Genomic DNA, 25,830 nt, shown 5'->3' with positions numbered 1-25,830 from the left:
GCGGCTGGACCGGCTACTACGGCAAGCCAGGTCCTATCGTCATGCTCGACGGATGGACCCACTTCCAGGCCGGCAAAACCGCTCTCAAAACCCTCCAGACCTATGCAGATGTGTGAATCTACTAGCGCGCTTGCGGGGGAGGGCTGGGGTGGGGGTGATGGGCGCCCGGCATGAGAGCCGGTCTTGCCTGGACCGTCGCCATCGCCGCCCCGGTCGCCGCCGTGCTCGGCGCGCTGTCGGTCGGGCGCTTCCCGATCTCGGCCGCGGAGTTCTGGCTGCTGGTCACGGGCCGCGGGGATGCGGTGGATCCGGCCGCCGCGGCGGTCTTCTGGAACATCCGGGGGCCGCGCGTGCTGGCGGCCATGCTGGTCGGCGCGGCGCTGGCTGGGGCGGGGGCGGCGTTCCAGGCGATGTTCCGCAATCCGCTCGCCTCGCCGGATTTGCTGGGCGTCTCGGCGGGGGCGTCGCTCGGGGCTGTCGCGGGGATCTTTCTCGGCCTGCCCATCGCGGGGGTGCAGGGCGCGGCCTTCGCCGGCGGCATCGCGGCCGTCGCGGGCGTCGGCGCGCTGGCGCGGGCGGTGCGGGATGAGGGCGGCGACCCGCTGCTGGTGCTGGTGCTGGCGGGGGTGGCGCTGGGGGCGCTGGTGGGGGCCGTGATCTCGCTGCTCAAGGTCTTCGCCGATCCCTACAACCAGTTGCCGGCCATCACCTTCTGGCTGCTCGGCACGCTGTCCGGCGTGAACCGGGGCGACCTGCTGGCCGCCGCGCCCCCTGCCCTGCTGGGGCTTCTCGTGCTGGTGCTGCTGCGCTGGCGGATCAACCTGCTCACCCTCGGGGAGGATGAGGCGCGGGCGCTCGGCGTGCCCACCGCGCGGCTGCGGGCTGCCGCCATCGCGGGGGCGACGCTGGCGACCGCCGCCGTGACCGCGCTGGCGGGGGCGGTCGGGTGGATCGGGCTGGTGGTGCCGCATGCCGCGCGGCTGCTGGGCGGGCCGGAGACGGCGCGGCTGATCCCGCTCTCCATGCTGCTCGGCGCGGCCTTCCTGCTGGGCGTCGATACGCTGGCGCGGGGCGCGGGGCGGACGGAGGTGCCGCTCGGCATCCTGACGGCGGCGCTGGGCACGCCGCTGTTCCTGTATCTGCTGGCGCGGCGGCGGGCGGCATGAGCCTGCTGGCCTGCGAGGGGCTGTCCATCGGCCACGGGTCGCGCGTGGTGGCGGCGGGCATCGGCTTCGCGCTGGAAGCCGGCACGGTGACCGTGCTGCTGGGGCCGAATGGCGGGGGCAAGACGACGCTGCTGCGCACGCTGCTCGGCCTGATCCCGCCGCTGGCGGGGCGGGTGCTGGTGGCGGGCGAGGATCTGCGCGGCATGGCGCGGCAGGCGGTGGCGCGGAAGATCGCCTATGTGCCGCAGGCCGCGCCGGGGGGCTTTGCCTATCGCGTGCTGGATGTCGTCGCCATGGGGCGGGCGGCGCATCTGCCCTTGCTGGCGCAGCCCGGGGCCAGGGATGTCGCGGCGGCGCGGGCGGCGCTGGCCCGGCTCGGCATGGAGGGGTTCGCGGAGCGGCGGGTGACCGAGCTGTCGGGGGGCGAGCGGCAGAAGGTGCTGATCGCCCGGGCGCTGGCGCAGGAGGCGGCCGTGGTGGTGATGGACGAGCCGGCGGCGAGCCTCGATTTCGGCAACCAGGCGCTGCTGCTGCGCGAGGCGCGGCGGTTGGCGGCGGAGGGTCATGCCGTGCTGATGACGACGCATCATCCCGACCATGCCTTCCTGGTCGCGGACCGCGTGGCGCTGCTGCATGGCGGCGCGCTGGAGGGCCCGGGGGCGCCGGCCGCCATGGTCACGCCGGAGCGCCTGGCCGCCGTCTATGGCGTGCCCGCCGTCATCGGTGAGTTGGGCGGCCGCATGGTCTGCGCGCCTCTGCTCGGCGGCCCCGATTGACGACGGTCCAGGGGCGGTTCGCCCCTGGTGGATGGGGTGTGGCGAAGGCAACGCCTTCCCCACGGTTGACCGAACCCCCGCACGCGCCGAACCATGCGCCGCATGGACACCCTCGATTTCGACGTCGTCATCATCGGGGCCGGCATGGCCGGCGCCACGGCTGCCGCGCATTGCGCCTGGCGCGGCCTGAAGGTCGCGCTGCTGGAGGCGGAGGAGAGTGCCGGCTATCACAGCACCGGTCGTTCCGCCGCGCTCTGGATCCTCAACTACGGCCCGCCCGATGTGCGGCGGCTGTCGGGCGCGTCACGCGGCTTCTTCGACCATCCGCCGGAGGGTTTCGCGCCCGGTCCGCTGATCAGCACGCGCCCCGTCGTGAACCTGGCCCCGCCCGACCAGGTGGCGCATCTGCGGCAGATGATCGCGGAGGGGGCGGAGATCGAGGAGATCGACGTCGCGGAGGTGGCGGCGATGGTCCCCGCGCTGCGCCCCGGCTATGCCGCCATGGCGAGCATCGAGCGCGATGCCTTCGATATCGATGTCGCTTCCCTGCACAACGGATTTCTCAAGTCTGCCCGCGCCGCAGGCGGCGTGCTGGCGCTGCGGCATCGCGCGGGGCGCATCTGGCATGAGGCGGGCCGCTGGCATGCGCAGGCGAGCGACGGCGCGGTGCATCGGGCGAAGGTTTTGGTGAATGCGGCCGGCGCCTGGGGGGATGAGGTCGCGGTGATCGCGGGCGTGGCGCGCATCGGGCTGCAGCCCAAGCGGCGCACGGCGCTGATCATCGATCCCGGCGACCATGATTGCCGAGGCTGGCCGCTGCTCGGCGATGCCGACCACAGCTGGTATGCGCGGCCGGAGGCGCGGCGGAAGCTCATGGTCTCCCCGGCCGATGAGACGGACATGGACCCGCATGATGTGCAGCCGGATGAGATCGACGTGGCGATCGCGGTGGACCGGATGCAGCAGGCGCTCGACATCCCGGTGAACCGGGTGGAGCATCGCTGGGCCGGCTTGCGCAGCTTCACGCCGGACCGGAGCCTGGCGATCGGGTTCGAGCGTGCGGCGCCGGGCTTCCTGTGGCTGGTCGGCCAGGGCGGCTATGGCATCCAGACGGCGCCGGCCGCGGGGCGGCTGGTGGCGGGCATCATCGCCGGCGACGTGGACGCCGATGTGCTGCCGGTGGCGGCGCTGGCGGATCCGGACCGGTTCAGGAGGAATGCGTCATGAGTGCGAGCCTTCCCACGGCCCAGGATGTGCGCGATGCCGCCGCGCGAATCGCGCCGCATATCGTGCGCACGCCGATGCTGCGGCACCGCCTGCTGGATCAGATGACGGGCGGCACCATCCTGGTGAAGCCGGAAGTCCTGCAGCGCACCGGCAGCTTCAAGCTGCGCGGCGCGACCAACGCCGCGATGCGCCTGCCGGACGCGGCGCGGGGCGCGGGGGTGGTGACGCATTCCTCCGGCAATCACGGGCAGGCGGTGGCCTGTGCCTCCGCCATGCTCGGCATGCCCGCGCTGATCGCCATGCCGATGGATGCGCCAGCGATCAAGGTGGAGAGCACGAAGCGCTGGGGCGCGGAGGTGACCTTCTTCGACCGCAGGACCACGGACCGGGAGACGCTGGCGAGCCGCCTGGCGGCGGAGCGCGGCGGCACGGTGTTGCCGCCCTTCGACCATCCCGACGTCATCGCGGGCCAGGGCACGCTGGCGCTGGAACTCTTCGAGGATGCGAAGGCGGCGGGCCTCACGCTGGATGGCCTCGCGGTCTGCACGGGCGGCGGGGGCCTGGTCGCGGGCTGCGCGCTGGCGGCGGAGGGCGCATCGCCGGGCACCGCCATCTGGGCGGTGGAGCCGGAGGGGTGGGACGACACGAAGCGGAGCCTGGAGGCGGGTGCCCGCATCGCCAATGACGGCCAGGGGGAGACGATCTGCGATGCGCTGCTGTCCATGCGCCCGGGCGAGATCACCTTCGCGGTCAATCAGCCGCGGCTTGCCGGCGCCGTGGTGGTGACGCGGGCGGAGGTGTTCCGCGCCATGCGCTTCGCCTTCGAGCATCTGAAGATCGTGGTCGAGCCCGGCGGCGCCGTCGCCCTGGCCGCCGTGCTGGCGAGCAAGGTCGATGCGCGGGGCAAGGTCGTGGGCGTCGTCATCAGCGGGGGCAATGTCGATCCCGCCGTCTTCGCGGAGGCACTCGCCGCTTGAAGCGGGCTGGCCCGGTGCGTGCATAGTGGCGGTGGAACCGCCGGAGAACCCCATGCATCGCCGTGCCCTGCTCGCCGCGCCCGCGATCCTCGCCTTGCCCTGCCCGCTTCGCGCGCAGGCGCCCTGGCCCGAGAGGCCCGTCCGCATCCTGGTGCCCTTCGCCCCCGGCGGGAATACGGACGGCCTGGCGCGGCTTTCCGCCGAGCTGTTGCAGGAGGCGCTGCCCGGCTCCTCCTTCGTCGTGGAGAACCGCACCGGCGCGGGCGGGCTGCTGGCCGCGGAGGCGCTGGTGCGATCGCCGCCCGATGGGCATGTGCTGATGATGGTGGCGGTGGCCGTGCTGGCCGTGGCGCCCGTCGCGATGGCGCAGCCGCCGCGGTTCGATCCGGTGGCGGATGTGACGCCGATCGTGAACCTCGGCACCAACCCCTTCGTGCTGATGAGCCACCGCAGCGTGGAGGCGACGGACCTCCCCTCCATGATCGCCTGGATGCGGGCGCGCAGCGGGCGCTTCGCCTATGCGTCGGGGGGCGTCGGCAGCTTCCAGCACCTGTCCATGGAATTGCTGCTGCAGCGCATCGGCGTGCAGGCGGAACACGTGCCCTATCGCGGCGGCGCGCCGGCGCTGGCGGATGTCATCGCGGGCAATGCGCCGGTGATGTTCGCGAATTTGTCGGAAGCGGTGCCGCATGCGCAGAGCGGTGCGGTGCGTCTGCACGGCGTCTCCAGCCTGGAAGCCAGCGCGCAGCTGCCTGGCGTGCCGCCCATCGCGAGCCTCGTGCCGGGCTACGAGACCATCACCTGGAACGGGCTGATGGGGCCGAAGGGCATGGCGCCGGCGCTGGCCGCGCGCATCCACGGGCTGATCGCGGGGGCGCTGCAACGGCCGGCGGTGCAGGAGCGGATGCAGCGCATTGGCGCAGACCCGCTGGGGGAAGGGCCGGAGGCCTTCGCGGCGCGGCTGCGCGCGGATGTGGCGCGATGGAACGAGGTGGTGCGGGTGGCGGGGATCAGGTTGCAGTAGGCAGACTCTGGGGAAGGCGCTGCCTTCCCCAGGCCCCATCCGCCAGGCCCGAGACGGGCCTGGACCGTCGTCAGGGGATGGCGGCGGCGGCGCGGACGCCTTCGATCATGCTGGTCTTCAGCAGATGCGCGCGGGCCTTGCCGGGGTCGGCGGCCGTCGCGCGCAGCTCCGCGAGGCGTGCGCCGCGCGCCACCGGGTCCTTCTCCTCCAGGTTCTTCTTGTTGGCGATGGTCATGGCCTGGAGGAAGGCCTCCGCCACATGGCGCCGCTGGCGGGAATAGCGGTCGAGCAGGTCGTCGTCGCCGCCCGCGAGAACCGCGGCGATGCGCTGCGCGGCGAGAATGGCGTCATGCACGCCGAAATTCATGCCCATGCCGCCAAGCGGGTTGTTGACGTGGGCCGCATCGCCGGCCAGCAGCACGCGACCCTTCCGGAAGGTGGCGGCGACACGCTGGTGCACGGCATAGAGGTTGGTGTGCACGACGGGGAAATCGCCGTCCTGTGGGATCAGCGCGCGCACCCGGTCGCGCGCCGCGGCGAAATCCAGCAGCGCCGCTTCCTCGGCCGCCGGATCGGTCGGGAAGACGATGCGCCAGAGGCCCGGCGGCGCCTTGCCCGGCACCTTGAACATGGCGCACCAGGTGACGGGGTCCGAGATGTAGGAGGAGATGGCATAGCCCTTGGCGCCCATGTCCTCCGTCGTGGTGACGACGAGGAAGCGCTCGGGATAGGTGAAGCCCTCGAAGCCGATCGCCTGCGACTTGCGGACGACGCTGCGGCCGCCATCGGCGCCGATCACATAGGCCGCGCGATGCGTGGTGCCGTCCGCCGTGAAGACGCTGACGCCATCTTCATCCTGCGTGACGTTCGTGACCGCCACGCCCCAGACGATCTCCGCATGGCTGTGGCGGGCGAGGTGGGAGAGGAGGATGCGGCAGAGCTTGTGCTGTTCGCATTGCAGGCGGAAGGGGAAGGGCGTGACGTCGGCTAGCAGGCCGAGGTCGAATTCGGCGACAACGCCCTCCGCCCTGCCGCGGAACTGCCAGACCGGCGCGCGGATGCCCTGGGCGAGCAGGTCGGCGGTGACGCCGGATTCCGCATACATCTCCATCGTCGGGGGATGGATGGTGGCGGCGCGGGGATCCTCGAAGGGTTCGGTGTGGCGTTCCAGCACGCGCACGGCGATGCCGGCGCGCGCCAGGAACAGCGCCGCCGTCAGCCCCGCGGGGCCGGCGCCGGCGATGATGACCTGGGGATCGGCCATCGGCGTCAATGTTCCTCCAGCACGCGGCCATGGCCGAAGACGCGGTCCTCGATGCCGACGGCGCGCATGGCGTGCCAGGTCAGCACGGTGTTGATGGCGAGCACGGGCTTGCCGAGCCAGCGCTCCCCCTCCGCCGCCACGGCGCCGCTGGCGAGGTTGGTGCCGACCGCGACGAGGGCCTCGACATCCGGGCCATCGAGTTCGCGCAAGGATTCGCGGATGGTCGCGGGCTGCACATGCGCGATCTCCCGCGGCGAGGGGCATTTCAGGCCCTTGAGGCGCACCACCTCGAACCCCGATTCGACGAACCAGGCGCGCACCATCTCGTCGCCCCGGGGCTGATGCGGCGTCAGGATCGCGATCCGCTTCGCCCCGAAGGCGCGCAGCGCGGCGGCGGTCGCGGTGGAGCCCATGGAGATGCCCACGCCGGCCTTCTCCGCCAGCTCCGCCTCCAGCTTCGTGGACGCCGCGACGCCACCCCAGAAGGCCTCCAGCGCCACGCCCATCACCAGGTGATCGGGCGCGCAGGTCATCACCTGCTCGATCGCCGAACCGAGGCCATCGCGCATCGCCTGGACGTGCTCGAGAAAAGCCTGTTCGGAGGTCAGCGGGCGTTCCTTGATGGAGACGCGGGCGAGGTGGAAGGTGACGCCGCGGGGGCGAAGGTCATCGACCTCCGGCTGCACCGTGGTGTTGGTGGAGGGCACCACGAAGCCGATCCGCTTCCGCCATCCCAGCGCATCCGCCATGCATCATCCCCTGCGATCGTGTCGGCGTCAGGCTAGCACCGCCTTCGCGCGGGCCGGAAGCCGGTGCCTTGCGCGGGCGCGCCCTGGCCCCGACAATCGCATCGACAGGAAGGAGACAACGTCATGGCCATCACGCTCTATGGCTGCGCGCGGTCGCGCGCGTCGCGGAACCTCTGGCTGCTGGAGGAGATGGGCGTGGAATACCGCCATGTCGCGGTGATCCAGGCCTATCGGCTGAAGGACCCGGACGCGGCCGATGCGCCGATGCACACGCGTTCCCCCGCCTTCCTCGCCATCAACCCGAACGGGCATATCCCGTCGCTGCAGGATGACGGGCTGGTGCTGCATGAGAGCCTGGCGATCAACCTCTACCTCGCGAAGAAGCATGGCGGCACGCTGGGCCCGGCCTCGATCGCGGAGGATGGGCTGATGGGGATGTGGGCGCTGTGGGCGGCGACCGAGATCGAGCCGCACAGCATCGAGATCCTCTACAACATGGCGGCGAAGCCGCCGGCGGAACGCGACGCGGCCAAGGCGGAGGCGGCGGTCGCGGCGCTGCGCGCGCCCTTCGCGGTGCTGGACACGGTGCTGGCCGCGACGGGCTTCCTGGTCGGTGGGCGATTCACGGTGGCCGACATCAACCTGGCGGAGGTGGTGCGCTACGCCATGCCCGCGCGAAGCCTGTTCGAGGCATCGCCCCGCGTCGCCGCCTGGCTGGCTTCCTGCCAGGCGCGGCCGGCCTGCCAGCGCATGATGGCGATGCGGGAGCGGGAGCCGGCCTGAGCCCTCAGGCGGCCTTGGCAGTCTCCGCGGCTTCGGGGGCGGGCTTCTCGGCCTCCGCGGCGGGCGGGGCCGGCGCCGCGCCTTCCGGCGCCTCCGCCGGCAGGGGCCGCGGGTCGCGCCGGGAGGCCCGGCCGAACAGGTGATCGCTACGCATCAGGACGCACTCCGAAGGCTCCCGTGATTCCGTGCACGGGTTTCGTCAATTATTCCCTGCCGACCGGAAGGTTTGAAGCCGGTCGGCACGGATTTCCCTCGGCGTGCGACGCGGGTCAGGCCTGCGCCATGCGGCCGCGTTCGCCGCAGGCCCAGCCATGGCCGTGGACCAGGCCATCATCATGGTCGCTGTCCTGCTTCACCGCCATGGCGGCGGCGATGTCGGGCGCGTGGACGCGGCCGAAATGCCGGTCCTGGCGGAGCAGTTCGCCGACCGGGGGCGGCGCCTCCCGCGCCCAGCCATGGGAGTGGACGAGGCCGTCGTCATGAAACTCGTCGTTCATCGTGTCGCTCCTTCGTGCAGGCGTTGGGGTCAGGCGTGGTGGAACTGCGCGGCCTCGGTGGAGGTCGCGAGCGCCGTGGTGCTGGCGGTGCCGCCGCTGGCGGCGGTGGCGACGGCGTCGAAGTAGCCGACGCCGACTTCACGCTGGTGGCGGATGGCGGTGAAGCCCTCGGCCTCCGCCGCGAACTCCGCCTGCTGCAATTCGCTGTAGGCGCCCATGCCGCGCTCCGCATAGCCGCGCGCCAGGTTGAACATGGAGAGGTTCAGGCTGTGGAAGCCGGCGAGCGTCACGAACTGGAAGCGGTAGCCCATGGCCGCGATCTCCCGCTGGAAGCGACCAGCGGCATCGACGCCCATCTTGCGCTGCCAGTTGAAGGAGGGTGAGCAGTTGTAGGCCAGCATCTTGCCGGGGAAGTCGCGGTGGATCGCCTCCGCGAAGTCGCGCGCATCCTGCAGGTCGGGGTCGGAGGTCTCCCACCACAGCAGGTCGGCATAGGGGGCATAGGCCAGGCCGCGGGCGATGGCGTAGGCCTTGCCGACGCCCTTCCTGATGCGGTGGAAGCCCTCCGGCGTGCGCTCCCGCTCGATGAAGGGATGGTCGCGTTCATCGATGTCGCTGGTCAGGAGCTGCGCGCTCTCGGCGTCCGTCCGGCAGAGCAGGACGGTCGGCACGCCTTCCACATCGGCGGCGAGGCGCGCGGCGTTCAGCGTGCGGATGTGCTGGCTGATCGGCACCAGCACCTTGCCGCCGAGATGCCCACACTTCTTCTCCGACGCCAGCTGGTCCTCGAAATGCACGCCCGCGGCGCCGGCCTCGATCATCGCGCGCATCAGTTCATAGGCATTGAGCGCGCCGCCGAAGCCGGCTTCGGCATCGGCGATGATCGGGGCCATGTAGTCCGTCGCATCGCCCTTCCCTTCCTGCACCGCGATCTGGTCGCAGCGGCGCAGCGCGTTGTTGATGCGGCGGATCACGGCGGGGACGCTGTCCACGGGATAGAGCGACTGGTCGGGGTACATCTGCCCCGCGCTGTTGGCATCCGCCGCCACCTGCCAGCCGGAGAGGTAGATGGCCTTCAGCCCCGCCTTCACCTGCTGCACCGCCTGCATGCCCGTCATGGCGCCGAGCGTGTTCACGAAGGGCTCGTCCCGCAGCAGCTGCCAGAGGCGGCGCGCGCCGCGATCGGCCAGCGTGTGCTGCACGCGGAAACTGCCGGCGAGCTTCGCGACATCGGCCAGCGTGTAGTCGCGCCGGATGCCGTCGAAGCGGCCGGGCTGGGGGGCGCCCTGGCCGAAGCCGCCATCGGGGGCGAGGACCGGGGAGGGGGTGGGACGCATGCCGGGTGACCTTCCTGTTGACCCGCCGCTCTCGTCGCGGCGCCTGTCAATAATTCACCTTGCGCGGGCGGATTGCAGGGGGAATCCTGGGGTCTCCGCGGCAAGCACGTGGCCGGCTTCACCGTCCGGGGCCGAAAATCTGTAAAGGATCCACAGAATGGCCCGGCCGATGATCGGCCGCACCATCCGGCGGCTGCGGATGGAAAAGGGGCTGACGCAGCAGGCGCTGGCCGTGCGGCTCGGCATCTCCGCCAGCTACCTGAACCTGATCGAGCACGACCAGCGCGCCGTCACGGCCAGCCTGCTCATCAAGCTCGGCGAGACGCTGGCGGTGGACCTCCCTTCCCTCTCGGGATCGCGCGAACGGCAGATGGAGGCGGGGCTCAGGGAGGTGCTGTCCGATCCGCTGCTGGGCATGGAGGAGCTGCCGGAAGGCGAGATCGCGACACTGGCCGCCAGCGCGCCGAACGCCGCGCGCGCCATGCTGGCGCTGTACCGCGCCTGGCGCGTGGCGCGGGAGGATGCGTCGGGCATCGCGCTGCCGACGGGGCGGCGCATCCTGCTGCCGACGGAGGAGGCGCGGGACTTCTTCCATGACCGCGCCAACCATTTCCATCAGCTGGAGAGCATCGCCGAACAGATCGGTGGCGAGCTGCGCGCCGCGCCCGCCGAGATGAACCACGCCATCGCGGAGCGGCTGCGGCGCACGCATGGGCTGACGGTGCATGTGGGGCCGCTCGGGACCAGCCTGCGGCGCTACGACCCGGCGTCGCGGCGGCTCGACCTCTCGGAGGCGCTGCCGCGGGAGAGCCGCGGCTTCCAGATGGCGTTTCAGCTGATGCTGTTGGAGGCAAGGGATGTCGTCGAATCCGTCGTCGCGCCCGCCGAGCCATCGAGCCAGGAAGCGGCCTCGCTGATCCGGCTCGGCCTGCTGAACTATGCGGCGGCGGCGCTGCTGATGCCCTACCTGCCCTTCCTCGAGGCCGCGCAGGAATTGCGGCATGAGGTGGAGGCGCTGGCGGCGCGGTTCGGCGTGTCCTTCGAACAGGCGGCGCACCGGCTTTCGACGCTGCAGCGGCCGGATGCGCGGGGCGTGCCCTTCTTCTTCCTGCGCGTCGATCCCGCGGGAAACGTGGACAAGCGATTCTCGGCGGCCGGCTTCCCCTTCGCGCGCTTCGGCGGTTCCTGCCCGAAATGGATCGTGCACCAGGCCTTCGCCACGCCGGCGATGACGCGGGTGCAGGTGGCGCAGCTGCCGGATGGCGCCACCTTCCTGACCTTCGCCCGCGCCATCGCCAGCCCGACGACGCATTGGGGGGAGCCCGCGCCGGTGCATGTGGTGGCGATGGGCTGTGACATTGGTCGCGCGCAGGAGGTGGTCTATGCCGATGGCATCGACCTCGGCGCCGCCGCGGTCGGCATCGGGCTGTCCTGCCGGCTCTGCGAACGCGCGGAATGCCGCAGCCGCGCCTTCCCGCCGCTGGAACATCGCCTGGCGCTGGACCCCAACGAGGATGGGGCGAGCCCGTGGCGGTTCGAGCCGAACCGCCGCTTAGTGCGCCCTTAACCGCCATTGCCGTAACGCTGTCCCCGAACGGGAATATCCTGGACGGGCATGGCGAAGGGCAAGGGTGGCGGCACGATCGTCATCAAGCGGATCGAGGAAGGCGGCCACGGGCACCATGGCGGTGCCTGGAAGGTCGCCTATGCCGATTTCGTCACGGCGATGATGGCCTTCTTCCTGCTGATGTGGCTGCTGAACGCGACGACGGAGGAGCAGCGGAGGGGCCTGGCCGACTACTTCTCCCCCACCAACGTCATGGGCGCGCAGCAGACCGGGTCGGGCCAGCCCTTCGGCGGCCGCACGCCGCATGAGAGCATGCCCATGGCGCAGGATGCCGGCGCCGTCACGGCGCAGCGCGGCCGCGTGCCGGTGCTGTCCGACGTGGATGTGGAGGATGAGTCGGAGCAGGTCGCGCGGCCGACGCCGATGCGCGAAGGCCCCGATGGGGATGACGAGGACGCGACGCCGCGCCGCGTGCGCCAGGCCCGCGCCGATGCGGAAGCCGGCGACGCCGATCCGCGCCGCCTCGGCGAGGGCACGGAGAGCGATGCGCGCGCGCTGAGCGATGCGGCGCTGCGCGCGGAAGCGGCGCGGCGTGAGCGGGAAGCCTTCGAACGCGCGGCGGAGGAGATCCGCCAGATGGTGGCGCAGGACCCCGCGCTGGCGGAGCTCGGCCAGCAGCTGATGGTGGAACAGACGCCGCAGGGCCTGCGCATCCAGCTGGTGGATGCGGAACGCACGCCGATGTTCGCGCTGGGCGGTGCCGCCCCCAATGAGCGCGCGCGGGTGCTGCTGGCGCGCGTCGCGCAGGTGGCGAACCGGCTGCCCAACCCGATCGCCATCGCGGGCCATACCGATGCCACGCCCTTCCGCGGCGGCACGGAGCGGTCGAACTGGGACCTCTCCGCGGACCGGGCCAATGTGACGCGGCGGCTGCTGTCGGAGGCGGGGCTGCCCGAGGCGCGGATCCGCAGCGTGACCGGCAATGCGGAGCGCGACCTGCTGCTGCCGGACAATCCCAACGCGGCGGCGAACCGCCGCGTCTCCATCACCCTGCTGCGGCAGAACGAACCGGTGATCGTGACCCAATGACGACGATCGGTGGCCTCGTCTTCCTGCTGGCGATGGTGTTCGGCGGCTACACCATTGCCGGCGGCAAGTTCGGCATCATCCTGAAGTCTCTGCCCTATGAGATGATGATGATCGGCGGCGCCGCGATCGGCGCGCTCGTCATGGGCAACAGCATGCATGGCGTGAAGCACACGCTCGGCGGCTTCGGCAAGATCATCAAGGGCGAACGCTTCCACAAGCATGACTATGTGGACCTGCTGTCCATGCTCTACTGGTTCGTGCGGCTGGCGCAGCAGAAGGGCGCGATGGCGCTGGAGCCGCATATCGAGAAGCCGGCGGAAAGCCCGGCCTTCCAGAAATTCCCGAAGATCATGGCCGACAAGGTCGCCGTGACGATGATCTGCGACTACCTCCGCATGGTGGGCATGAACGCCGACGATCCCCACCAGATCGAGGACATCATGGCGAAGGAGCTGAAGAAGATCCGGGAGGAGGAGCTGCATGTCGCGCATGTCTTCCAGAACACGGCGGATGCGCTGCCGGCGCTCGGCATCGTCGCCGCCGTGCTCGGCGTCATCAAGACCATGGCCTCGATCGACAGCCCACCCGCGGTGCTGGGCGGCATGATCGGCGGCGCGCTGGTCGGCACCTTCCTCGGCATCCTGCTGGCCTATGGCGTGATGGGGCCGATGGCGACGCGGCTGAACGGCGTGATCTCGGAGGACTGCATGTTCTACGAGGTGATCCGTGCGGTGCTGGTGGCCCATCTGCATGGCAATGCGCCGCAGGTGGCGGTGGAGGCCGGGCGCAAGACGGCACCGAGCCATTCCATGCCGAGCTTCCAGGAGCTGGAGGAAGCGCTGCAGAATTTGCAGATCGCGTAGCTATTCAGCCGCGGCGCGGGGTTCCGTGGACGGCAGCGCGCCCTGGCCGCGGGTGCGGACGTGCAGGACCTCGACACCGACGACGTCTCCCTGCGCGTCGAAGTCGATCATCACGCCAGGGGCCACTTCCTCCGTCGCCTCGATCGCGACAGTGTCGGGTGCGAAGCGGGCGTAGAAGGCATCGGCCTCGGGGTCGTAGCTGGTGCGCATCATCGGCTGGCTCCTCGATCGAGATGGGCCGTCACCACCAGGATATCACCACCCCGCACGCGATGGACAACCTTCAGCACGCGCCCGCCCGCCGCGTCGATGGCGCGGAAGGCGTGCAACAGCGTGGGGTCGGACGCGTCAGGCGATGTGCGGTCGGGCTCGGTGATCGTCACCTCGATCCAGGCCAGCGGAATACCCCGCTCGCGCAGGCGTTGCTCGGCATGAATGCTGAGGCGGATCATCCCCCTGGCTCCGCGCCGATCACCCGCCCCGTCGCGGCTTCCACCACCAGGCGGCGTTCGGCGCCGCGGCGGCGAAGCGTGAGGCGGAGCGTGCCGGCATCCGCGCCCTCGCCCCGCTCCACCACGGAATAGACGATCCCGGCGCGGAGGTCGGCCAGGAAGGCGGGCAGCGCCACGCCGAGCAGGGAAGCGGCCTGGTCGGCCGACAGCACGGCATCGCCCGCCGCGTCGATCTCCACCCTGTCCGGTACGGTCATGCGTGCGATCCTCCGACCCGCATCATGGCACGGCTTGACCGCCGCCGCGCGGGGCGGCACGGGGGGCGCATGAACGCACAGACCCCCTCCCCCGCCGCCCTCGACCTCGATGAGAAGGGCGCGCCCTACCACGACCTGCTGGGGCTTCGCCTGGAGCACTGGGCCGATGGCCATGCGCGACTGGTCTGCGAGGCGGGTGACCAGCACCGGAACCGGTCTGGCATCATCCATGGCGGGCTCGTGCTGTCGATGATCGACCAGGCCGCGGGCTATTCGGGGCTGTGGTGCAGCGTGCCGGGCAATGTCCGCAAGGCCGTGACGCTCGACCTCGACTGCAAGTTCACCGGCCAGGTGAAGGGCGGGCGGCTGGTGGCAGAAGCCAAGGTCGCGACGCGCGGGCGGAACATCTTCTTTGTCCGCACGGAGGTCTTCGACGCGGAGGGCAAGCTGGTGGCCTTCGGCTCCTCCACCCATCGCTGGCGGGCGGGCAGCGAGACGCATGAGGGCCAGCCGGCCAACGCGCCGGATCGCGGCTGAAGGGGAAGGCTACTCCTCCAGCAGCGGCAGGGCGGCCTGCGGGCCGGCCAGCATCTCCACCAGGCGCGCCACCTCCACGCGCGTCAGGCCGCCGCGCCGGGCGGCGACGGGCAGAAGACGCGCGACGGTGCTGCCCAGCATGCGGTCGAAGGACGCCTCGGCGCCGAAGCGGCGGCCGGCGAGTTCCAGCCGCCGCAAATCCCGCGCCATGCGTTCCAGCGCCACCACCTCCGCATCCCCGGCGGGCGGGCCGGCGGCCAGGCGTTCGGCTTCCGCCAGCAGGCCGTCGGCAAGGGCCTGGGCGTAGAGGGTGTAGCAGGCGCCGCCGACATCGCGACGAAGCGCGGCGGCCAGGTTGCGCCGGCCTTCCCGCGACGCGACGCTGGCACTGGCTTCCAGCCCGTCCAGCCGCAGCACCAGGCGCTGGGCGGCGCTGGCCATCTCCCCGGGGCTGGTGGCATTGGTGACCAGGCCGCCATCGCGCGTCAGCGCCGCGACCAGTTCCTCCTCCGCCGTCCGCTGCACGGCGGGCATCAGGCTGGCGGCGACGCTGACGGCCACGCCGGGTTGCAGCGAGTCCCTGAGCAGCAGCGCAAGCCCGCCCAGCAGCGCGGCGCGGCCTTCCATGGCGAGCGGCGCGAGGGCGGCGCGGATCTGCGCCTCGCCAGCGCCTTCGCGGGATGGCGGATAGGCGGCGGCCCAGAGGCCCGGCGCGTGGCGCCAGATGGCGGTGCAGAGCGCCAGCATGGGCGCGGCCGATTCGGCGGGCAGCCCCGCTTCCAGCCATCCCTGGGGCAGCGGCGGCAGGGTGGCCCGGCCGGCGGCGGGCCAGAGCCGGTCGCCCAGCGCCTGGACCAGCGCCTCATCCGACAGGGTGCCGCCGGCGGCGAGCACATCCAGCTCCGCCGCCAGGTCGCCCAGCGCCACGGCGACGGCGGCGGCGATGGGGCGGATGGCGTGGCGCGGCACGAGAAGGGGCGACTGCTTCCAGGTCGCCGGGTTCGCCAGCACGCCTTCCAGCGGCAGGCAGAGCAGGCGGGACAGGCGCACGGGCCGCTGCGGGCGCAGGCGGCGCAGCCTGGGGCGGATGCCGTCCAGCAGGATATCGACCTCGCTGCGGTCGCGCAGCGAATCGAGCATGGCGACGACGCGGCCGAGCGCATGGTCCGGCGCTTCCACCAGCGCGGCACGGAGGCCCTTGGCCTGGGCACCGGGCTCGGTCATGCCGTCATCGCCCGGAGGCCTTCGTTGCGGGCGGCCACTTCCACGAGCCGCGTGCCGGCGAGGACGGGGAGCGCGGCCAGCAGGCGGCGGCCGCGCAGCACCGTGTCCCAGTCCAGCGCGCCCCCCGGCCAGCGATCGGCTTCCTGGGCGGGGACGGGGAAGATGGCCGCGACCTCCGCCGCCAGCGCGCTGCGTTCCTGGATGGCGGCGGAGGTCCAGAGGGCGACGATGGGCGGCCAGCCATCCAGCAGCCAGTCCGGCCGCTCCGCCAGTTCGGCCATCAGGCGCAGACCGGCGGGCCCGCGCGCCAGCAGGCCGGCCAGATCCTCCAGCGGAGGCCAGAGGGCGGCCTGGCAGGCGCGGATGGCAGCCAGGGAATAGCGGGCGGCGGCCAGCACCACGAGGGCGGCATTCTGGCCGGAGGGTGGCGGGATGCGGCGGGTCCAGGTGGAAAGGTCGGCGCAGAAGGCCTCCAGCGCCGCCACCTGGCGGATATGGGGGCCGGGGGCGCCGGGGGCGACGCCGGTATCGGCCAGCGCTTCCGCCAGCCCGCCAAGCAGCGCCGCGTGGGCCGCATCGGGCGGGGTGGCGAGGCGGGCCTGCAGGGCGGCCTTCACCCGGGCAGCGGAGGCGCGCTGTTCCTCCAGCGCCGCTTCCGCCGCGGCCTGGGCGGGGCGGCCGGCATGGCCCATCAGCGCCACCTTGCGCACCACGCCGCGCACGCCGGCGGGGGTGGGGTGCTGGAGGAGGGAGAGGCGCGCCCAGAGCTGGCGGTCATGCAGCGTCGGCGAGCAGGCGGCGACGGCGGAGCGCCAGTCCAGCACATAGGTGCCGCGGCCGGAGAGGCTGGGCAGCAGCAATTCGGGCGGCGTGCCGGGGATGCGGCGGATGCGCGCCCCCCACAGCATGGGCGCGGTGAAGGGCACGAAGACGCCACGTTCCGCGCGGGTGGCGGGACGCTCCTGCGAAGCCGAGGCGGAGGAGGTCAGGTCGCGATCGGACATGGGCACCGCACCCTGCGCCATGGCCGGTAAAGAAAGTGTGCGGGGTGCCTGCCCCGCATCCCCTCAGCGGGCGCGGAAGACGGGCTTGCGCTTCTCGAGGAAGGCGCGCGTCGCTTCCTTGAAGTCCTCGGTATAGGCGAAGTCGCCGTTCTTCCGGCGATCCTCCTCCGACACCGGCAGGGGGCCGCGCAGCTTCTGCAGCGCCTGCTTGTGGAAGCGGTTGGAGAGGGGCGCGCCGGCGGCGATGCGGTGCGCCAGCGCCAGCGATTCGGCCTTCACCGCCTCATCCGGCACGAGGCGGGAGAGCAGGCCCTTCTCATAGGCTTCCTGCCCCGTGAGCACGCGGCCCTCGATCAGCAATTCCATGGCCACCGCATAGCCGGTGATCTGCAGCAGCGCGTCGAGGTCCGAATAGGCGTACCAGATGCCGAGGTTGCGGGCGGGAATGCCGATGCGGGTGGCGGGACCGCCCACGCGGAAATCCGCCTTGATGGCGATGCCGGCGCCGCCGCCCATGGTCCAGCCCCGGCACGCCGCGACGACGGGGTGGCGGCAGCGCTGGATGGAGGCCATGGAGCGGTCGAAGCCCTCCCCATACGCCGCCTCCCGCTCCGGCGTGCCGCGTTCCTGCTGGAAGGCGGCGATGTCGGCGCCCGCGCAGAAGGCTTCCTCGCCCTCGCCCTGGATGACGACGCAGCGGAGGTCGTCATCGGCCGAGGCTTCTTCCATCGCCTCCGCCAGCGCCACCCACATGGGCAGGTCCATCGCGTTGCGCTTGGCGGCGCGGTCGATGGTGACGATGGCGACGGCGCCGTCGCGGGCGGTGAGGATGTGGGGATGCGGCATGGCGGAAGCGTAACCCTCCCCTGGCCGCACGGCCAGGGGGGCTACCGCGGCGCGCGGGCGGCCAGGATGCGGTAGTGGACATGGCCCTCGGTCTGGAGGGATTCGAGCAGGAGGCCGCCGATCTCGGCCTCCGCCCGCACGCCGAAGCCGAGCAGGCGGGGGAGGAAGGCCTGGCGTTCCAGCTGGCGCAGCCTTGGCGTGACGGCGGCGAGGCCGCGCACCTGCAGCAGCGGGTTGAGGTCACGCTCCGCCACCAGGTCGAGCCCGGCCCCGCGCAGCGCCTCGATCCAGCCCTGGCGGGTGGGCGCGACGGGGCAGCGCCAGAAGCGGCGGAAGCGGGCCAGGCGGCGCGCGGCCTCTGCCGGCATCGCCTCCTCCGGCATGTCGTCCACCACGACCAGGTGCCCGCCGGGATTCAGGCTGGCGGCAAGGTTGCGGAGGGTCGCGGCAGGGTCGGCGGCATGGATCAGGCTCTCGATGCCGTAGATCAGGTCGAAGCGGCCGGGCGGTGGCGCGTCATAGGAGGCGACCTCGATCCGCACGCGGTCGGCCAGGCCACGTTCCGCCACCACCGCCATGCCGCGCGCGGCCTGGACGGCGGAGAGGGTCAGGCCGACCCAGTCGCCGCCGAGCTGCGGCGCCAGGTGCAGCATGCTGGCACCATAGCCGCAGCCGGCATCCAGCACGCGCGGCGAAGGCGGCAGGGTGAGGCCTTCCAGCATCAGGCGATGGATGACGTCGGTCGAAGGCGGGCCGCCATCGGGGTCCGCCAGCGCGCGATGCACGGGCTGCGCGCCATGACCCGCCTCCGCCCGCTTCTCGTCGAACCAGGAAAGCCGGTCGAGCCAGCGGTAGTAGCGGGCGACGCGGCGCGCCTGGCGCAGGGCCGCGGGCGGAATGCTCGTGACATGGGACATTCCGGCCATGTGGCGGTGGCGCGGGGGCGCGCAACCCGGGCGCCCCTGCATCGTTCCCCCGGCTGGAACCAGCACGGGAGCATGACATGGCTGAGACGCGGACCGACCAGGAAGCGCGCGACAAGGTCTGGGACATGATCAAGGACGTCGCGACCGCGATCATGGTGACGGTGGACGAGCAGGGCCGCCTGCGCGGACGGCCCATGCAGGCCGTGAAGATGAAGGAATTCGAGGGCGTGCTCTGGTTCTTCACGAGCCAGCCCAGCCCGAAGACGGACGAGATCAGCCATGACGGCCGCGTGCTGCTGGCCTATTCCGATCCGTCCTCGCAGGATTACGTCAGCGTCTCCGGCAACGCCGAGGTCGTGCGCGATCCCGCGAAGCAGAAGGAGTTCTGGTCCGAATACCTCCGGACCTGGTTCCCGGACGGGCCGGAAGATCCCCGCGCGGCGCTGCTGAAGGTGGAGGTCGAGGGCGCGGAATACTGGGACGCACCGTCCTCCACGCTGATCCACGCCTATGGCTACGTGAAGGCGCGGCTGACCGGGGAGCCGCCGGAGGCGGGCGCGAACGACAAGGTGGCGTTCAAGCGGGGCGCGTGAGGATCGCGGGGGAGCGCCGCTCCCCCGCACCCGAGCCTGCATCGCAGGGGAACTCCGTTCCCCCGCGCCAACCGGAGTCGCAGGGGAACTCCGTTCCCCCGCACCCCCTGGCCAGGGTCCAGCGGGACCCTGGACCGCGAGGTTTTCAGCCGCGGCGGCGCAGCGCTTCCTCGATCAGGCGTCGGTCGCGCGCCTCGCTGCGGCTGTTGTAGACGACGACGATCGCCCAGATCACCGCCAGCAGCCAGGCGCCCTGCCCGACCACGAAGGGAAGCAGGATGAACAGCAGGCCGCCGATCCAGAGCAGGCCGTTGAACACGGCCTGGAAGGGCTTGCCCTGGAACAGGATGGCGAGCGGCGGGACGAGGATGGCGAGCAGGTAGGACATGCGCCGCAAATGGCCCCGCGCCGGGGCCGGTTCAATCGGCCGGCGCGGGCACTGGCGCGGTCGTTACGCGCGGCTCGGCTTGCCGCGGCTACGCCGCGAGGCGCACCACGCGGCCTTCCATCGCCTCCACCCGCCGCACGCCGATGATCTGGCCGAGATTGCCGGCGACGAGGTGCACCATGCCAAGCGGCATGGCGTGCAGCGCGACCTCCGCCCGCATCCCATCGCCTTCCCGCGTCGCGCGGACGAGGTCGGGGATCAGGTCGCGCTTGGCGAAGGGTTCCAGCACGCGGGACAAGAGGCCGGGGAAGGCGTCGGCGGAGACGGTGAAGCGCGCGGCGACCAGCGCCTCGGCATCAAGGAAATCGGACATCGGGAAACAGGCTCCGGAAGGGCGACGAAGGGACCAGGCACCCGGCAACGCGCGACCACGCCCCCCATCGGGGGCGCGGGTCAGGCGGCCGGGCCGGTAATTCGGCCCTTCAGGGTCCGGAGCGTCGTCACGCGGCCACGCTAGCAGCCGCGTGAGCGCCTGTCACCTACGCCTTTGCCGGCGGGGCGTCGGCCAGGTCCTCCGCCGGATGCTTGTTGTCCCCGCGGTCGATGACGAGCTTCTGGTGGGGATACGGGATCTCGATGCCGAGCTTGTCGAAGCGCTGCTTGATGCGGCGGTTGAACTCGCGGCCGATCGACCAGCGCGCCGTGGGCTCCCCCTTGATGCGGGCGCGGATGAGCACGCCGCTGTCGGCCAGGCGCTCCACGCCAAGGACCTCCATCTCGTCCCGGATGATCGGGGCGAATTTCGGGTCGGTGCGGATCTCGGCCGCCACCTCCTTCATCACACCCACCACGCGGTCCGTATCCTCCCCATAGGCGACGGAGACGTCGAGCACGGCGAAGCTGAAGTCGCGCGTCATGTTCGTCACCGTGGTGACGGCGCTGAAGGGGATGATGTGGATGCTGCCATCCTGCGCGCGCAGCCGGATGGAGCGGATGGAGAGCTGTTCGACCACGCCCGAGAGGCCGCCCACCTGCACCACGTCGCCGACCGCCACCGCATCCTCGAACAGCAGGAAGATGCCGGTGATGACGTCGCGGACCAGCGTCTGCGACCCGAAGCCGATGGCGAGGCCGACGACGCCGGCACCGGCGATCAGGGGGGCCACGTTGACGCCGATCTCGGTCAGCACGTTCAGCGCGATGAAGACCAGGATGGCGACGGAGAGCACGGTGCGCAGCATGGGCAGCAGCGTGCGGACGCGGGCGCTGCGGGCCGCCTTGGCGTCCCGCGACAGCTTCGTCAGGTAGCGCTCGATCGCGGCGTTGGCGAGTTCCCAGACCGTGATGGCCGTGATGATGGTCAGGCCGACCGAGACCAGCGAGGAGAGGAGGCGCGCGCCGAGCTGGCCACGGCGGAACCAGGCGAAGGATTCGATCCCCCAGCTTTCCAGCAGGAAGAGCAGCGCCAGCGCGCCGATGATCAGCGTGACCAGGCCCTTCAGCACGGGCAGGTAGCGGTTCGCCCGTGCCTCCAGCCCCGGGTAGCGGCGGGCCATGTCGGGGCCGATGGCGAAGCCGCGGACGATGGCGCGGCGGACCAGCTCATCGGCCAGCTTGGCCAGAGCCAGGATCAGGATGGTGGTGGCGGAGACGCGGATCAGCCGTTCGAACCCGTCCCGGATCTCCAGCGCCCAGACGCCCCAGAGCGCCATGAGCCAGAGGATGGCCAGCAGGTGCCAGATATCCGCCAGCCGGTCGCGCAGCCCGCGCATCATGCGGCGCATGCGGTCGGGCTTCTCGCCCTCGGCCAGTTCGGGCGCCCGCAGCGCCTGCGCCGCGGCTTCCCGGTTCTGCAGGATGACGATGATCAGCAGCAGGGAGACGATCAGCAGGTCGAGCCGCAGCACCGCGTCATAGGCCGCCCAGGGCATGCCGAAGAGCAGGCCGGATTCCGCGATGGCGTAGCCCACCAGCCCCACCACGACGATGCGGCGGACCCAGATGGTGACATAGGCCGCCGTCTCGTCGCTGGCGGGCACCAGGCGGAGATGCGCGGAGTTGGGGGAGAAGAGGACGCGCGACATCGCCATGACGGCGCGCAGCGCCATGTAGCTGTTGTTCGCGGTCAGCAGCACGAGTTCGGTCGTCGGCAGCGGCCGGACGAAGCCGATCATGCCGTAGGAGATGACGGCGAAGGCCGCGACCGGGACCAGGTCGAGCAGGAAGCGGGCGAGCACCAGCGGCACGCGGCGCACCCAGGTCCAGCGCGCATCGCCGGCGGGCGCCATGGCGTCCAGCCTGTCGGACCAGCGGCGGAGCCCCCGCCGCGTCGCCCATTCCGCCAGCAGGCCGGCACCGAAGAGAAGCGCGAGCTTCCAGGCCGCGTCGATCACGCGGGTCTGCGTGACCGGGTCCCGCGCCAGGCCGCCGAGCCAGGTGAAGAGGGCGGGCAGGTCCGTCGCCGCCTGGGCAGCCGCGACCACGCTGTCCGAGATTCCCTGCAGGCGCTGCTGCGCGCCCATCAGCAGCTGCGCGCCGAGCGTGTTGGGGGCCAGCAGCGCGGGCTCCGCCGCGGCCGGCGTGGCCTCCGCGGCCGGAGCGGCGCCGGGGGTGGCGGCAGGAGCGGCCGCGGGGGCGGCGCCGCTGCGCTGGGCGGCGGCAAGCGCTTCCAGCGTGCGCATCAACTCCGCCCGCCGCGCATCGTCCCGCAGCAGGCCGAGCAGGCGGTCGATCTCCGCCGGGCTGCTGGCCTGGGGGGCGGCGGCCGGCGTGGCGGGGGCCTGGGCGGCCGGGACCTGCGCCAGCGCCGGGAGGGCGATGAGCAGGAGGAGGAGCGGGAAGGCACGAAGGAGGGCGCGCATGGCGCAGGGGTACACCCTGCCGGGGGGGGCGCGGTCAACCCTGGCTTGCGTCACGCCATGTTGCAGTGCAGCGCGACACAGGGGAGGATGGGAGCGTGCCCGTCCCCTCCCCCTCCCTCTGGACCATCATGGTCGCGCTGCTGGCGGCGCATCTGGCGGGGATGGGGGCCTTCCTGACCGTTCCCGTCCTGGCGCCCGCCATGGCCGCCGAAACCGGGGTGCCGGCCAGCCTGGCGGGCTTCCATACCGCGCTGGTTTATCTGGGCGCGCTGTTCTCCGGCCCCTTCACCGGGCCGCTGATCCGCCGCTGGGGCGGGGTGCGGATGCTGCAGGTCTGCATGCTGGCGGTGGGGGTGGGCATCGCCATCGCGGCGCTGGGGCACCCCGTGGCGCTGGTCGCCTCCGCCCTGGTGGCGGGGCTGGGGCATGGGCCGCTGACGCCGGGGGGCAGCCACCTGATCGCCGCCCATACGCCGCCGCGCCGGCGGGCCCTGGTGTTCAGCCTGAAGCAGGCGGGGGTGCCGCTCGGCGCCATGGTGGTGGCGGCGCTGGCGCCGGCCATCGCGCTGCTGGCGGGATGGCGGATCAGCATCCTCTGCATGGCGGCCATCGCCTTCGTGGTGGCCATCGCGATCCAGCCGCTGCGCGCGGGGCTGGACCAGGGGCGGGACCCTGCGGCCGGCGGCGGGACGGGCTTCGGGGGGCTGCTGCGGGAATCCGGCGCCTCCATCGCCATGCTGCGGCGGGACGGGGAGTTGGCGCGGCTGTCGGCCATGGCCTGCGGCTACGGGGTGGCGCAGTTCTGCTTCTCCACCTTCTTCGTGGCCTTCCAGGTGGCCTCGCTCGGCGTGCCGCTCGGCCAGGCGGGGCTGCACCTGGCGCTGGCGCAGGCGGCGGGGGTGGCCGGGCGGATCGGCTGGGCGCTGCTGGCGGATCGCTGGGGGGCGCGGCCGGTGTTGGTGGCCTGCGGCATCGGCGCGGGGGTGGCCGGCACGGTGCTGGCGGCGGCCGGGATCGGCTGGCCGATCCTGGTCGTCACGCTGGCGGGGGTTCTGATGGGGGCGACCGCCATCGGCTGGAACGGCATCATGCTGGCGGAGGCCGCGCGGCTGGCGCCGCCGGGCCAGGTGGGGGCCGCGACCTCCGCCCTGTCCTTCACCTTCTCCGTCACCATGCTGGTGGCGCCGCCGGCCTTCTCCCTGCTCGTGGCCGCGACGGGGGGGTATGAGGCGGGCTTCGCGATGTGCGTGGCGGCGGTGCTGGCCGGGGCCTGGGCCATCAAGGGCGCGCGGCGGTAGCTTGCCCTCCGGCCCAGCCGTGCCATGTTGCGGGCATGGTCACGTTCCTGATGGTTCTCGTCGTCATTTCCATGCTGGCCACCCTCGGCATCATGTTCGCGGGCATGCTGGGGCTGGTGCGCAGCGAGGATGGCGGGGGCGCGCGGTCCAACAAGCTCATGCGCTTGCGGGTCGTCATGCAGGGTGTGACGCTCGTCCTGTTCCTGCTGCTGGTGCTTCTGAAGGCCTGAGCAGGCGCAGCATCGGGCCGGGCCGCCGCGCCTTGCCCGGCCGGGACCACCGCCCTATGGTCCGGCCCGTTTTTGCGGCAGCGATTTGCGCCCGGCACAGACTCTGCGCCGGCGCCGACCAGGGATCCGACAACCGATGAAAATCCTCGTCCCCGTCAAGCGGGTGGTCGACTACAACGTGAAGGTCCGCGTGAAGGCGGATGGCACGGGGGTCGAGACGGCCAACGTGAAGATGTCCATGAACCCCTTCGACGAGATCGCGGTCGAGGAAGCGGTCCGGCTGAAGGAGAAGGGCATGGCGACGGAGATCGTCGCCGTCTCCGTCGGCCCGACGGCCGCGCAGGAGCAGATCCGCACCGCGCTCGCCATGGGCGCCGACCGCGGCATCCTGGTGGAGGCCGAGGGCACGGAGCCGCTGGCGGTCGCCAAGATCCTGAAGGCGCTGGTCGAGAAGGAAGGCCCGCAGATCGTCATCCTGGGCAAGCAGGCGATCGATGACGACATGAACGCCACCGGCCAGATGCTGGCGGCGCTGCTGGGCTGGGGCCAGGGCACCTTCGCCAGCAAGGTCGAGATCGCCGACGGCTCGGCCCGCGTGACGCGCGAGATCGATGGCGGGCTGGAGACGGTGGCGCTGAAGCTGCCGGCCATCGTGACCGCCGACCTCCGCCTGAACGAGCCGCGCTACGCGTCCCTGCCGAACATCATGAAGGCCCGCAAGAAGCCGATCGAGACGGTGAAGCCGGGGGACCTCGGCGTCGATGTCACGCCGCGGCTGACGGTGCTGAAGGTGGAGGAGCCGCCGAAGCGCCAGGCGGGCAAGAAGGTCGGCAGCGTCGCCGAACTCGTGGACAAGCTGCGCAACGAAGCGAAGGTGATCTGAACCATGGCCGTCCTGGTCCTCGCCGATCGCGGCGAAACGGTCTCCCAGCCCACCCGCAGCGCGGTCGCGGCCGCGCAGAAGCTGGGCGGCGAGGTGCATGTGCTGGTGCTGGGCGCGGAAGGCGCGGCCGCCGCGGCGAAGCTGCCGGGCGTGGCGAAGGTGCTGGTCGCCAAGGGCGACAGCATGGCGCTGGCGGAGCCGGTGGCGGCGCTGCTGGTCAGCCTCGCCCCTGGCTATGATGCGCTGCTGGCGCCGGGCTCGGCCGCCGGCAAGAACGTGCTGCCGCGCGTGGCCGCGCTGCTCGACGTGCAGATCATCAGCGACGTCGCGGGCGTGGAGGGTCCGGACACCTTCCGCCGCTTCATCTATGCCGGCAATGCGCTGGCGACGGTGAAGACCAGCGACGCGAAGAAGGTGATGACCATCCGCGCCGCCAGCTTCGACCCGGTGCCCGCCGAGGGCGGCAATGCCGCGATCGAGGATGCGGCGGCGGCGGCCGATCCTGGCGTCTCCACCTTCGTGGGCGCGGAGATCGTGAAGCTGGAGCGGCCGGAACTGACGGCGGCGCGCGTCGTCGTCTCCGGCGGCCGCGCGCTCGGCTCGCTCGAGAACTTCAAGATCCTGGACGGCGTCGCCGACCGGCTCGGCGCGGCCATCGGTGCGTCGCGCGCCGCGGTCGATGCGGGCTATGCGCCGAACGACATGCAGGTGGGCCAGACCGGCAAGATCGTGGCGCCGGAGCTCTACATCGCCTTCGGCATCTCGGGCGCGATCCAGCACCTCGCGGGCATGAAGGACAGCAAGGTCATCGTGGCCGTCAACAAGGATGAGGAAGCGCCGATCTTCCAGGTGGCCGATTACGGCCTGGTGGGCGACGTCTTCAAGATCATCCCGGAACTCGAGACCGAGCTCGACAAGAAGTAGGACGATCCGCTTCGGCGGTGTGACGGACACGCCGGTGGCAGCCCCTTCGCGGGCGGCCCCGGCGTTTTTCATGTAAAGGGGGATTGAG

30 protein-coding genes are annotated in these 25,830 nt (G+C 71.8%); 15 read left to right on the top strand and 15 right to left on the bottom strand.

Features of this window, described 5'->3' with window-relative positions; translation table 11 throughout:
• Positions 1–170: 170 nt before the first annotated feature.
• From G3576_RS23155 to G3576_RS23135, 5 genes are all read left to right on the top strand, one after another.
• Complete coding sequence (locus G3576_RS23155; RefSeq protein ID WP_164696839.1) at positions 171–1,166, top strand: FecCD family ABC transporter permease; 996 nt, start codon at positions 171–173, stop codon at positions 1,164–1,166.
• A complete protein-coding gene (locus G3576_RS23150) occupies positions 1,163–1,942 on the top strand; it encodes an ABC transporter ATP-binding protein (RefSeq protein WP_164696838.1) in 780 nt (259 codons plus the stop codon). Before G3576_RS23155 ends, G3576_RS23150 begins: the two co-directional genes overlap by 4 nt.
• Positions 1,943–2,044: 102 nt before the next feature.
• Complete coding sequence (locus G3576_RS23145) at positions 2,045–3,169, top strand: NAD(P)/FAD-dependent oxidoreductase (RefSeq protein WP_235952366.1); 1,125 nt, start codon at positions 2,045–2,047, stop codon at positions 3,167–3,169.
• Entirely contained in the window at positions 3,166–4,146 is a 981-nt protein-coding gene (locus G3576_RS23140; protein ID WP_164696836.1) for a threonine ammonia-lyase, read from the top strand. The genes G3576_RS23145 and G3576_RS23140 overlap by 4 nt, the downstream gene beginning before the upstream one ends.
• Positions 4,147–4,198: 52 nt before the next feature.
• Positions 4,199–5,170 carry a Bug family tripartite tricarboxylate transporter substrate binding protein gene (locus G3576_RS23135; protein ID WP_164696835.1) on the top strand — a complete coding sequence of 324 codons (972 nt, stop codon included), beginning with the start codon at positions 4,199–4,201 and terminating at the stop codon, positions 5,168–5,170.
• Between the two features lie 70 nt (positions 5,171–5,240).
• Here G3576_RS23135 and G3576_RS23130 read toward each other — a convergent pair whose 3' ends face one another.
• The gene (locus tag G3576_RS23130; RefSeq protein ID WP_164696834.1) at positions 5,241–6,434 is read right to left on the bottom strand and encodes an FAD-dependent oxidoreductase; all 1,194 of its coding nucleotides are present in this window, start codon (positions 6,432–6,434) and stop codon (positions 5,241–5,243) included.
• A gap of 5 nt (positions 6,435–6,439) precedes the next feature.
• Positions 6,440–7,183 carry a maleate cis-trans isomerase family protein gene (locus G3576_RS23125; protein ID WP_164696833.1) on the bottom strand — a complete coding sequence of 248 codons (744 nt, stop codon included), beginning with the start codon at positions 7,181–7,183 and terminating at the stop codon, positions 6,440–6,442.
• Positions 7,184–7,306: 123 nt separating this feature from the next.
• Between G3576_RS23125 and G3576_RS23120 the strand changes: the two genes are divergently transcribed.
• On the top strand, positions 7,307–7,966 hold the full coding sequence (locus G3576_RS23120) for a glutathione S-transferase family protein (RefSeq protein ID WP_164696832.1): 660 nt from the start codon (positions 7,307–7,309) through the stop codon (positions 7,964–7,966).
• Positions 7,967–7,970: 4 nt separating this feature from the next.
• Here the strand turns inward: G3576_RS23120 and G3576_RS23115 are convergent, their stop codons facing one another.
• From G3576_RS23115 to aceA, 3 genes are all read right to left on the bottom strand, one after another.
• Positions 7,971–8,120 (bottom strand): hypothetical protein, encoded by a 150-nt coding sequence (locus G3576_RS23115; RefSeq protein ID WP_164696831.1) that lies wholly within the window; start codon positions 8,118–8,120, stop codon positions 7,971–7,973.
• A 115-nt stretch (positions 8,121–8,235) separates the two neighbouring features.
• On the bottom strand, positions 8,236–8,463 hold the full coding sequence (locus G3576_RS23110; protein ID WP_164696830.1) for a hypothetical protein: 228 nt from the start codon (positions 8,461–8,463) through the stop codon (positions 8,236–8,238).
• A 29-nt stretch (positions 8,464–8,492) separates the two neighbouring features.
• The gene (gene aceA, locus G3576_RS23105) at positions 8,493–9,800 is read right to left on the bottom strand and encodes an isocitrate lyase (RefSeq protein ID WP_164696829.1); all 1,308 of its coding nucleotides are present in this window, start codon (positions 9,798–9,800) and stop codon (positions 8,493–8,495) included.
• 157 nt (positions 9,801–9,957) lie between these two features.
• Here aceA and G3576_RS23100 point away from each other — a divergent pair, with 157 nt between their 5' ends.
• From G3576_RS23100 to motA, 3 genes are read left to right on the top strand one after another with little or no spacing between them, the layout of a single operon-like run.
• Positions 9,958–11,367: a helix-turn-helix domain-containing protein gene (locus G3576_RS23100; RefSeq protein WP_164696828.1), complete on the top strand. Its 1,410-nt coding sequence runs from the start codon at positions 9,958–9,960 to the stop codon at positions 11,365–11,367.
• Between the two features lie 48 nt (positions 11,368–11,415).
• Complete coding sequence (locus tag G3576_RS23095; protein WP_164696827.1) at positions 11,416–12,456, top strand: flagellar motor protein MotB; 1,041 nt, start codon at positions 11,416–11,418, stop codon at positions 12,454–12,456.
• Positions 12,453–13,319: a flagellar motor stator protein MotA gene (motA, locus tag G3576_RS23090; RefSeq protein ID WP_164696826.1), complete on the top strand. Its 867-nt coding sequence runs from the start codon at positions 12,453–12,455 to the stop codon at positions 13,317–13,319. Before G3576_RS23095 ends, motA begins: the two co-directional genes overlap by 4 nt.
• Here motA and G3576_RS23085 read toward each other — a convergent pair whose 3' ends face one another.
• From G3576_RS23085 to G3576_RS23075, 3 genes are read right to left on the bottom strand one after another with little or no spacing between them, the layout of a single operon-like run.
• Positions 13,320–13,532, bottom strand: coding sequence for a DUF2283 domain-containing protein (locus tag G3576_RS23085; RefSeq protein ID WP_164696825.1), 213 nt, complete (start codon positions 13,530–13,532; stop codon positions 13,320–13,322).
• Complete coding sequence (locus G3576_RS23080) at positions 13,529–13,771, bottom strand: DUF4258 domain-containing protein (RefSeq protein ID WP_164696824.1); 243 nt, start codon at positions 13,769–13,771, stop codon at positions 13,529–13,531. Before G3576_RS23080 ends, G3576_RS23085 begins: the two co-directional genes overlap by 4 nt.
• On the bottom strand, positions 13,768–14,028 hold the full coding sequence (locus G3576_RS23075) for a DUF6522 family protein (RefSeq protein WP_164696823.1): 261 nt from the start codon (positions 14,026–14,028) through the stop codon (positions 13,768–13,770). The genes G3576_RS23080 and G3576_RS23075 overlap by 4 nt, the downstream gene beginning before the upstream one ends.
• Positions 14,029–14,097: 69 nt before the next feature.
• On the opposite strand from G3576_RS23075, the gene G3576_RS23070 reads away from it, so the two are divergent.
• The gene (locus G3576_RS23070; protein WP_164696822.1) at positions 14,098–14,565 is read left to right on the top strand and encodes a PaaI family thioesterase; all 468 of its coding nucleotides are present in this window, start codon (positions 14,098–14,100) and stop codon (positions 14,563–14,565) included.
• A 9-nt stretch (positions 14,566–14,574) separates the two neighbouring features.
• Here the strand turns inward: G3576_RS23070 and G3576_RS23065 are convergent, their stop codons facing one another.
• The 4 genes from G3576_RS23065 to G3576_RS23050 form a co-directional block, all read right to left on the bottom strand.
• Positions 14,575–15,789 carry a hypothetical protein gene (locus G3576_RS23065; protein ID WP_164696821.1) on the bottom strand — a complete coding sequence of 405 codons (1,215 nt, stop codon included), beginning with the start codon at positions 15,787–15,789 and terminating at the stop codon, positions 14,575–14,577.
• Positions 15,786–16,793: a hypothetical protein gene (locus G3576_RS23060; RefSeq protein ID WP_164696820.1), complete on the bottom strand. Its 1,008-nt coding sequence runs from the start codon at positions 16,791–16,793 to the stop codon at positions 15,786–15,788. The genes G3576_RS23065 and G3576_RS23060 overlap by 4 nt, the downstream gene beginning before the upstream one ends.
• A gap of 63 nt (positions 16,794–16,856) precedes the next feature.
• The gene (locus G3576_RS23055) at positions 16,857–17,639 is read right to left on the bottom strand and encodes an enoyl-CoA hydratase/isomerase family protein (RefSeq protein WP_164696819.1); all 783 of its coding nucleotides are present in this window, start codon (positions 17,637–17,639) and stop codon (positions 16,857–16,859) included.
• A 41-nt stretch (positions 17,640–17,680) separates the two neighbouring features.
• On the bottom strand, positions 17,681–18,556 hold the full coding sequence (locus G3576_RS23050; RefSeq protein WP_164696818.1) for an SAM-dependent methyltransferase: 876 nt from the start codon (positions 18,554–18,556) through the stop codon (positions 17,681–17,683).
• Between the two features lie 86 nt (positions 18,557–18,642).
• On the opposite strand from G3576_RS23050, the gene G3576_RS23045 reads away from it, so the two are divergent.
• Positions 18,643–19,158, top strand: a complete 516-nt coding sequence (locus G3576_RS23045) for a pyridoxamine 5'-phosphate oxidase family protein (protein WP_164696817.1) — start codon at positions 18,643–18,645, stop codon at positions 19,156–19,158.
• A 145-nt stretch (positions 19,159–19,303) separates the two neighbouring features.
• Here G3576_RS23045 and G3576_RS23040 read toward each other — a convergent pair whose 3' ends face one another.
• The 3 genes from G3576_RS23040 to G3576_RS23030 form a co-directional block, all read right to left on the bottom strand.
• Positions 19,304–19,546 carry a YqaE/Pmp3 family membrane protein gene (locus G3576_RS23040; RefSeq protein ID WP_164696816.1) on the bottom strand — a complete coding sequence of 81 codons (243 nt, stop codon included), beginning with the start codon at positions 19,544–19,546 and terminating at the stop codon, positions 19,304–19,306.
• Between the two features lie 88 nt (positions 19,547–19,634).
• Entirely contained in the window at positions 19,635–19,919 is a 285-nt protein-coding gene (locus G3576_RS23035) for a hypothetical protein (protein ID WP_164696815.1), read from the bottom strand.
• Positions 19,920–20,085: 166 nt separating this feature from the next.
• On the bottom strand, positions 20,086–22,407 hold the full coding sequence (locus tag G3576_RS23030) for a mechanosensitive ion channel family protein (protein WP_164696814.1): 2,322 nt from the start codon (positions 22,405–22,407) through the stop codon (positions 20,086–20,088).
• A 95-nt stretch (positions 22,408–22,502) separates the two neighbouring features.
• Here G3576_RS23030 and G3576_RS23025 point away from each other — a divergent pair, with 95 nt between their 5' ends.
• The 4 genes from G3576_RS23025 (at position 22,503) to G3576_RS23010 (ending at position 25,742) form a co-directional block, all read left to right on the top strand.
• Positions 22,503–23,705: an MFS transporter gene (locus tag G3576_RS23025; protein ID WP_164696813.1), complete on the top strand. Its 1,203-nt coding sequence runs from the start codon at positions 22,503–22,505 to the stop codon at positions 23,703–23,705.
• 35 nt (positions 23,706–23,740) lie between these two features.
• Positions 23,741–23,935, top strand: a complete 195-nt coding sequence (locus G3576_RS23020; RefSeq protein WP_164696812.1) for a twin transmembrane helix small protein — start codon at positions 23,741–23,743, stop codon at positions 23,933–23,935.
• A 136-nt stretch (positions 23,936–24,071) separates the two neighbouring features.
• Positions 24,072–24,818, top strand: a complete 747-nt coding sequence (locus tag G3576_RS23015) for an electron transfer flavoprotein subunit beta/FixA family protein (RefSeq protein ID WP_164696811.1) — start codon at positions 24,072–24,074, stop codon at positions 24,816–24,818.
• 3 nt (positions 24,819–24,821) lie between these two features.
• Positions 24,822–25,742, top strand: coding sequence for an electron transfer flavoprotein subunit alpha/FixB family protein (locus G3576_RS23010; RefSeq protein ID WP_164696810.1), 921 nt, complete (start codon positions 24,822–24,824; stop codon positions 25,740–25,742).
• Positions 25,743–25,830 lie beyond the last annotated feature (88 nt).

It is taken from the genome of Falsiroseomonas algicola (assembly GCF_011040385.1).
Classification (GTDB): Bacteria; Pseudomonadota; Alphaproteobacteria; order Acetobacterales; family Acetobacteraceae; genus Falsiroseomonas; species Falsiroseomonas algicola.
The sequence above is the reverse complement of the archived record's forward strand: the minus strand, read 5'-3'. Positions and strand labels throughout refer to the sequence as shown.